Here is a 7301-nt window from a genome sequence, read left to right as displayed (position 1 = left end):
CGAACTAGCCGACCCGACCAACTACGCCGAGAAGGATTCGCTGGACGAGCTCAACGAAAAATACGCTCACACCCGCCAAAAAATTGCCGATGCGACAAAGGCCTGGGAAGTAGCCATGCTGGAAGCGGAGGAGCTGGAAGGCTAAGCCTTTCGCTTACGTTTATTTAGTTTTCTTGGCAACCTGGCTCGAATCTGCCTTGCCAGCTTGCAGGAAGGCCGCCACAGCGGCTTCGTCCAGCCCCGTGACGATGTTCATGTCGGGACGGGCCTTACGAAGTTGGGCGATACCCGCGTCCGTGACACCCGATTTCCAGACGAAAACATCCTTGATCGTCTTTAAGTTAGCCAGGCTTTGCAGTCCGGCGTCCGTCACTTTCGTGCCTACCAAATTGAGGTATTCCAGATAGGGCAAATCTTTCAGATTACTTAGTCCGGCGTCGCCGACTGATGTGTATTCGAGATGTAGTTTATTGAGGTTTTTGAGTTTGGCGATTTCGCTCAGGGCCGCATCGGTGATTTTGGTGTCGCCCAATTTCAACCAAACAATTTGTTCCGCCAGGGGAGTCAACAGAGCGGCCTTACCATCCGAAAATTCAGGGGCATTCACCGCGCTGACTTCCAGTAGGTTTTGCTCGCTAGCCACGGGATTTACCAATAGATTGACCGATTTGAGCGAAGCCAGCGCCTTCTCATTCGGTACGGGTACTTTCAGGCTCAGCACGGGCGATCCGGTGGGCTGGTAGTCGGCTTCGTCGTTTTTCGGCGCTTCACTGAGCGATGCCAGAGCGGGTTTGATCTTGTCGTCGGCCTTCAGATCGGCTACTTTTTTATCCACGGGTGCGCCCTGATCTATCCACCAGGCCAGCAGGGCGATTTGATTGTCGGAAAGTTGCGGCTTACCCTTGGGCGGCATGTGGTCGTCGTCTTCCAGCGGCAGCAAGCAGCGTTTCAGCATTTCGCTTTCTTCACTTTTACCAGAAACGAAAATAGGGCCGTTCTCACCGCCTTTGGTCAGAAAAGTGAAATTATCCATGCGCAGGTCGCCTTTTTTCTTGGTGGCACTATGGCATTGGGTGCAATGCACGGCCAGCATGGGTTGTACAATATCTTGATAAACAATAGCTTCCGGCACGTTGGCGATGGGTTTGATCTCGGTAAGTTCCTCGCGCCTAGGCTCCATACCCGCCAGCGCACGAAACGGCTCGGGTGTATAGGCCGTCAGGTAACCCTCGCCGTGGGTCAGGCTGCCACCGTGGTGGCCAGCTACCATCGTGAGAATCGTAGCCAGGCCCAGAGCGGGTAAATAAACTACCCGGCTAACTGGAAGTTTTTTGTGAATAAAATCAGACTTGACCGCCCAGGCTATCCACGCAAAAGCGGCTACCCCGATACCCTGCCACATGTGTTCGTCGAGAATCTCCTCGTCGTAGCCTCCGCCCAGCGAGAGCAGGTACCCCGCCCCACAAGCAAAAGTGGCGCTAATTGCCGAAATGAGCAGGATGAGGGAAATGGTAGCATTGCTGATGTTCACTTTGTCGAGGCGTTTGCCTATGACCAAAATAGCAGCTAACAGCAAAAAGCCAATCGGCAAATGCACTAGTACGGGATGGAATCGACCGAAAAAAATTGCCCAGTCGGAAACTTGTAGCAAAAGGATAGAAAGCATGAAAAGCGTTAGTCGACCTCTATGATTGAGTGAATATCCAGTTTTTGTAAGGTAAAGATGATTTGACCGTTTTTGTACTCATAGGGTAGGGGGGTGCCGTCAGGTTGCAGCGTGATCTTGCCTGGGCGTTTCGGGTATTTCACCTGCACTTGCAATGGCCCGAGGGGAGGCACTTCGTCGAATGCCGCCGCCGACTTGTGCGGCCCGGCCAAGTTGAGCAGGTTTACCATCAGCTTGTCGTTCTTGCGATTGACGGCCAGATACACAAACTGCGAACCCGTTACCTTGACCATTGGATCGTAGATTTCTTCTACCAGTTCCCCCACAAACCGCCGAGCGTTGTGCGATTCGTTTTTGAGATAGGTATCGGCCAGACCGACATAAACGGCCGCGATTTTCCCTTTGCCGTAGGTGGCGATAGATGCCGCCGGGCCGAGGAGGTAGCGCAGGTCACGCCTACTATATGCGCCGCCAAACGTCTGTGTACCTGGTCTTGGCGTAAAATTCCGGTACCCGGTCGTGCCCGCCGTGACGCGCCCCGCCGAACCAAAGTGGGCACTATTTGGGGTCAGGTCGCCCAGCGCCACACCCAGCGCGGGGGCGAAGTTATCTACCGCCTTTGGCCCAATGACTAGCAGTGTTCCGCCGTCTTTCACATAATTCAATAAATCCTCATTCTCTTGCCCGGAAAGTACCTCCCACTCCGGTAGAACAATGAGCGGGTAGTCAGCCATCCGGCCCGCGATATTGTGCGTCATCCTGATTTCGGTGGAAAGCTGGTTGTCGAGCAGGAGTTGTAGCATACCTTTCAGAGCTTGCTGGCTAAAATTGGACTTATAGACTGCATCGGTCAGGTGCTTTTGCCCGGTGGTGGAGTAGTAGAGGGCCACCTGTGGCACAGGCGTGGCCTGATAGCAAAATGGCTGTCGGGCGCGGCAGAACTCTGCCAACTCACCCATGGTGTCGAAAGCCCAGGCAGGCAGCGAAGCGTCGCGGTCCTGCGACCAATATGCCTGAAATCCACCGCCCACCGCCATGACCTGCGCGGCTTCCTGCGAGAGTTGCACGGCTGACTTGGGTGCTTTCATGCCCGTCCAATCGCCGCCAAAACTCCACGCCATCAAGTCCCAGGGTTTTCCCTGCGGGGCTATGCAGCGGGCTTCGTAGGCACCGCTCTCTACGCTGTTGTAAGGCGAGAAGTCGCCCGAGATGAAATCGACCGGGATGTTTATCGGCTCGGGCATGAACGAGGAGAAGGCCCAGTTGCTGGCTACCTGAAATTTGGGATTATACTTGTGTAGGGCCTCGGCGTAGTGGGCGATGTAGGAGCGGAATTTCTGGCGGGTAAATTCCAGCAGGTCGTCGAAGTGTGGGTCACCCTTTTTCTTGGGAACATTGGTGATTCCAGTTGTTTGTCTGAATTCGGCCAGGGCGTCGGGGCGGTAGTCGGGTTCCACGGCCCAACTGTCGCCGTCGATCCAGACGCCATCCACGCCGTAGTCGCTGATCTCCTTTAACTGCGGAATCAGCAGGCTGTCGGAATAGGCGCTCCAAAAGGAAACCTTCTTGGGGTCAGGTTTGACGTCGGCATCGATCCGCGCCCAGTGCGGGTGGAGTTGCACAGCCCGATCGTCCCACACGCCGGAGTAATGAACATAGAGGGCCACACCGTGTTTTTTGGTAACCTTCCTGAATATTTTCAGAGGGTCATTTACAAATCCTCCGGCGCGGTTGCCCACCTCGGTAGGATAACTCGTGAAGCCCGCATGGCCTTTGCAATCCACTTGGATGAAGTCGGGCTTTACGCGCGTCAGGAGACTATCCACCATGCCTTCGGTGACGGTTTTGCCAATGAGCGAGTCCCGCATTTGGGCGTGAAAGTCGAAGTGCAGGCCAAAAGGAGAGTTGGCCCGGCGGGGCGGTTCCTTTTGGGCTTGGGTAGTTTTTGGGGAAAGAAAAAGCGCAAGAACTACTAACAGTACTTGCGCTGATGATTTTAGGTCACGGAGTTTCATAGAAGAGGGGGCAAAGGTTCAAAGGAGCAAAGCGATAAAGGGCCGGGCTGGCGAACCACCGGGCTGGCGAATCACCGGGCTGGCGAACCAGCAAAGCGAAATTAACTTTATCCAGCATTCAGTTTCCAGCATCCAACGTCCAGCGTCCAAAATCCAGCCTCACGCCAAAATCGGCTTGATTACTTTTCCGGCCACGTCGGTCAGACGGAAGTTACGACCCTGGAAGGGGTAGGTGAATTCTTCGTGGTTGAAGCCCATCAGGTGCAGGATCGTGGCCTGCAAGTCGTGGACGTGAGTTTTATCTTTCACGGCATAATAGCCCAGCTCGTCGGTTTCGCCGAAACTGAAACCCTTTTTGACGCCGCCGCCCGCCATCCAAATAGTGAACGCATCCAGGTGATGGTCACGACCCATAAAGGGCAGCACCTGGCCGTTGCGGTTTTCTTGCATGGGCGTGCGGCCAAACTCACCCCCCCACACAACCAGCGTTTCGTCCAGCAAACCGCGCATTTTCAGGTCTTTCAGCAGGCCCGCCACCGCCTGGTCGGACTCGCGGCACTTGTTATGGAGGCCGATCTCGATGGCTCCGTCGGCACTGGTACCGTGGGTATCCCAGCCCCAGTCGAACAACTGCACGAAGCGGACGCCGTTTTCTACCAGTTTTCTTGCCAAAAGGCAGTTCATGGCAAAAGTACCCTCGCCGGGTTTTACCCCGTACATATCCAAAATATATTCCGGTTCTTTGGAAACATCCATCACCTCGGGTACTGACATCTGCATTCTAAAGGCCATTTCATACTGGCTGATGCGCGTCAGGATTTCGGGGTCTTGTACTTCTTCGTAGGTCTGACGGTTGATCTCGTTGATAGCCTCGATGGTTTGCTTGCGCAGGTCGCGGGTCATGCCACTTGGGTCGCTCACGTACAGCACTGGGTCGCCGCCCGTGCGACACTGCACGCCTTGATACACACTCGGCAGGAAACCGCTGCCCCATACGCTTTTGCCCGCGTCGGGCTGCTTGCCGCCAGAGGCCAAAACGATAAAGCCCGGCAAATTTTGGTTTTCGGAACCCAGGCCATAGATCGACCATGCCCCCAGACTCGGCCGTCCCAACCGTGGACTACCCGTGTGCATCAGCAACTGTGCGGGAGCGTGGTTGAACTGGTCGGTGTACATCCCCTTGACAAAAGTGATTTCGTCGGCCACCGTCTGTAAGTAGGGGAGATAATTGGAGATCCAGGCGCCTGATTGTCCGTGCTGCGCAAACTTTCCCTGCGGGCCGAGCATCTTGGGGACACCCTGGATGAAAGCAAATTTCTTGCCTTCCAGAAACTCCGCCGGGCAGTCCTTACCATGGTATTTTTCAAGCTCGGGTTTGTAGTCGAAGAGTTCGAGTTGCGAAGGCGCACCCGCCATGTGGATGTAAATCACGCGCTTGGCTTTGGGTGCAAACTGCGGCATCCGAACCGCCATCGGGTCATCGGGCAAGGCCGGAGCGGTGGTCTCTGAGCCGGAAGTGCCACAACTACCCAGCAACGAACCCAAGCCAATGGCTCCCAGACCAAAGCCGCATTCTTTCAGAAAGTGCCGACGCGTCTGGCGTTGTAGTTCAGCTTGTTGAAGTTCTTTAAGTAAGTTATTCATAATTACGTGGTTTCGGATCCAGGCTACCGGGAAGTAACAAGCAGCCGGAAAAGAAAGTTTTTCGCTGGTTCAGTCGGTAGATTTCTCGATCGAACTAGCATGATCCTTAATTACGTACCAGTTGCTGCCGTATTTTTTCAGGTCATAACTCACAATCATCCGATTGGAGTAAGGTTCCCCATTCCGCGCGGGCTCGCGGTACACGATCTCGGTGATAGCCATACCCATACTATCCGAAACTACCTTATTCAGGATTTTTGCATCGAATGTCCAGTGCGAAGCCGTGTCGCTGAACCAATCTTCGTGGTACTTCATGAACTCATCCACTGTATTAGTGATTTCAGTTTGGGGCAAAATTAATTGCATCTGGCCGTCGGGCGACAGGGTCGATTTCAACGTGGCCAGGTCTCGGTTGGAAACGGCATCCAGATGCTTTTGCATCGTGGCTTTGAAAGCGTCCTCGTTCTCCTGGCGGCTCATGGATTCCCCCGACTGCTTCCCCTGGTCAGACTGGCAGGCGCTCATGAAAGCCATTCCGCTCGCCACGATTATTGTGCCTATGAATACATAGAGGCTTGAAAGACAGTTTTTTCTCATAAGTACCCAAATTTTTTGTCTTAAAAAGAAGGAAATCATCCATTGCCGGGTTGCTTCATCAGCAGCGGCCGATCGTCCCCCGGACTCAGGAGCAAGAGAAATGGAGTTAAGAAATCTTCACTTCCCGCCCCGTCCGAGCCGCCTCATAAATAGCCTCCACTACCTTGATGTCTCTCAGTCCTTCCTCACCCGGCACCAGCATGGGCTTGTTTTGCATAATGGCCAGGGCGTCGTCGTCCATCTGATTGGCCTGTTGATTGCCGAGCGGGACGGGAAAATCAATGACGCCGCCATTGGAGTGAGTACCCTTATTTCCGCTATAAGAGGAATACGGCTCCATCATCAAAGTACCCTTCTCGTAATTTACTTTCAGGAAATTACTATTGATTCCGAAACTGGCAGTGCAGTTGGACAGCGCCCCACTGGGAAAGTGCATTTGGTACATAGAAGTTTCTTCCACCTCGTTATAAATCTCAGGGCGATTGGTGAAAAAATGCGCTGTCACCAGCATCGGCTCCTCACCCACGGCGTGGCGAGCACCCTGAATCGAATACACGCCCATGTCGCCCATGACACCGCCGCCCATTTCCTTCTTCTGTTTCCAGTGCGTAGTGCGGTTATCCACGTAGCCCGCCGCGCAGCTCACCAGGCGCGGTTTCCCCATCGGCCCTTCCTTGGCGAGCTTCATCCAGGCCTGCATATTAGGGTCATGGAGGTTGCGGTAGCCGATGGCTAGTTTTTGCTTATTTTTTACGCAGGCGTCGATCATGGCCTGGCAATCCGCCACGGTGGGGGCCATAGGCTTTTCGCACCAAACGTGCTTACCCGCTTTGGCGGCCTTCACTACGTACTCGCGGTGCATGGAGGGCGGCAGTACCACGTACACTACGTCGATATCGGGATTATTGGCGATTTGGTCGAAGGTCTGGTAGTTATAGATATTCTTGTCAGGGATTTTGTACTTCTCTTTCCATTTTTCCGCCTTCTCCGGCGTGCCCGTCACGATACCCGCGAGGTAGCAGTTTTTGGTGAGCTGTAAAGCCGGGGCCAGTAGGTCGGTACTGTAATACCCCAGGCCCACCAAGGCCACGCCGAGTTTTTCCTTAGCTCTGGTGCGGCCGATGACATAAGGTGAAAAAGCAGCGGTTGCGGCCAGGCCTGCGCCGACGGTCAGGAAGTCACGGCGTGAGAAGAAAGTAGTTTCTTTTTTAATTTTCATCAGTTTCAAGTGTTTTCGGGTAAAAGAGCAATTGGGTGCGGTCATACTTCAAGCAATTCCAGATAAAAAATTTCCATCGCTTGTTTGGATAGTTTTTTACAATAAATAAATTAATTTTAGGAGTAATGGTAGAAATAGCACTTCTAGTCTTTAGCAATCA

Annotated in this window: 5 protein-coding genes; all 5 read right to left on the bottom strand. The window is 53.7% G+C overall.

Annotation, left to right across the window (positions count from 1 at the left end; translation table 11 throughout):
- Window positions 1–160: 160 nt before the first annotated feature.
- On the bottom strand, window positions 161–1666 hold the full coding sequence (locus ACEW8P_RS01720) for a c-type cytochrome domain-containing protein (protein WP_373511386.1): 1506 nt from the start codon (window positions 1664–1666) through the stop codon (window positions 161–163).
- A gap of 8 nt (window positions 1667–1674) precedes the next feature.
- A complete protein-coding gene (locus tag ACEW8P_RS01715) occupies window positions 1675–3681 on the bottom strand; it encodes a hypothetical protein (RefSeq protein ID WP_373511385.1) in 2007 nt (668 codons plus the stop codon).
- Window positions 3682–3840: 159 nt separating this feature from the next.
- On the bottom strand, window positions 3841–5325 hold the full coding sequence (locus tag ACEW8P_RS01710; protein WP_373511384.1) for a DUF1501 domain-containing protein: 1485 nt from the start codon (window positions 5323–5325) through the stop codon (window positions 3841–3843).
- A 69-nt stretch (window positions 5326–5394) separates the two neighbouring features.
- On the bottom strand, window positions 5395–5922 hold the full coding sequence (locus tag ACEW8P_RS01705) for a nuclear transport factor 2 family protein (protein ID WP_373511383.1): 528 nt from the start codon (window positions 5920–5922) through the stop codon (window positions 5395–5397).
- Between the two features lie 106 nt (window positions 5923–6028).
- Window positions 6029–7141, bottom strand: a complete 1113-nt coding sequence (locus ACEW8P_RS01700) for a Gfo/Idh/MocA family protein (RefSeq protein WP_373511382.1) — start codon at window positions 7139–7141, stop codon at window positions 6029–6031.
- Between the last annotated feature and the right edge of the window lie 160 nt (window positions 7142–7301).

The sequence above is a fragment of the Persicitalea sp. genome (genome assembly GCF_041751555.1).
Lineage (GTDB): Bacteria > Bacteroidota > Bacteroidia > Cytophagales > Spirosomataceae > Persicitalea.
This window is presented reverse-complemented; position numbering and strand designations above follow the sequence as displayed.

What these genes read in the sequence shown, in the direction of transcription:
- ACEW8P_RS01715 (WP_373511385.1), bottom strand. Translation starts at nt 3,681, where the DNA reads ATGAAACTCCGTGACCTAAAATCATCAGCGCAAGTACTGTTAGTAGTT.
- ACEW8P_RS01710 (WP_373511384.1), bottom strand. Translation starts at nt 5,325, where the DNA reads ATGAATAACTTACTTAAAGAACTTCAACAAGCTGAACTACAACGCCAG.
- ACEW8P_RS01705 (WP_373511383.1), bottom strand. Translation starts at nt 5,922, where the DNA reads ATGAGAAAAAACTGTCTTTCAAGCCTCTATGTATTCATAGGCACAATA.
- ACEW8P_RS01720 (WP_373511386.1), bottom strand. Translation starts at nt 1,666, where the DNA reads ATGCTTTCTATCCTTTTGCTACAAGTTTCCGACTGGGCAATTTTTTTC.
- ACEW8P_RS01700 (WP_373511382.1), bottom strand. Translation starts at nt 7,141, where the DNA reads ATGAAAATTAAAAAAGAAACTACTTTCTTCTCACGCCGTGACTTCCTG.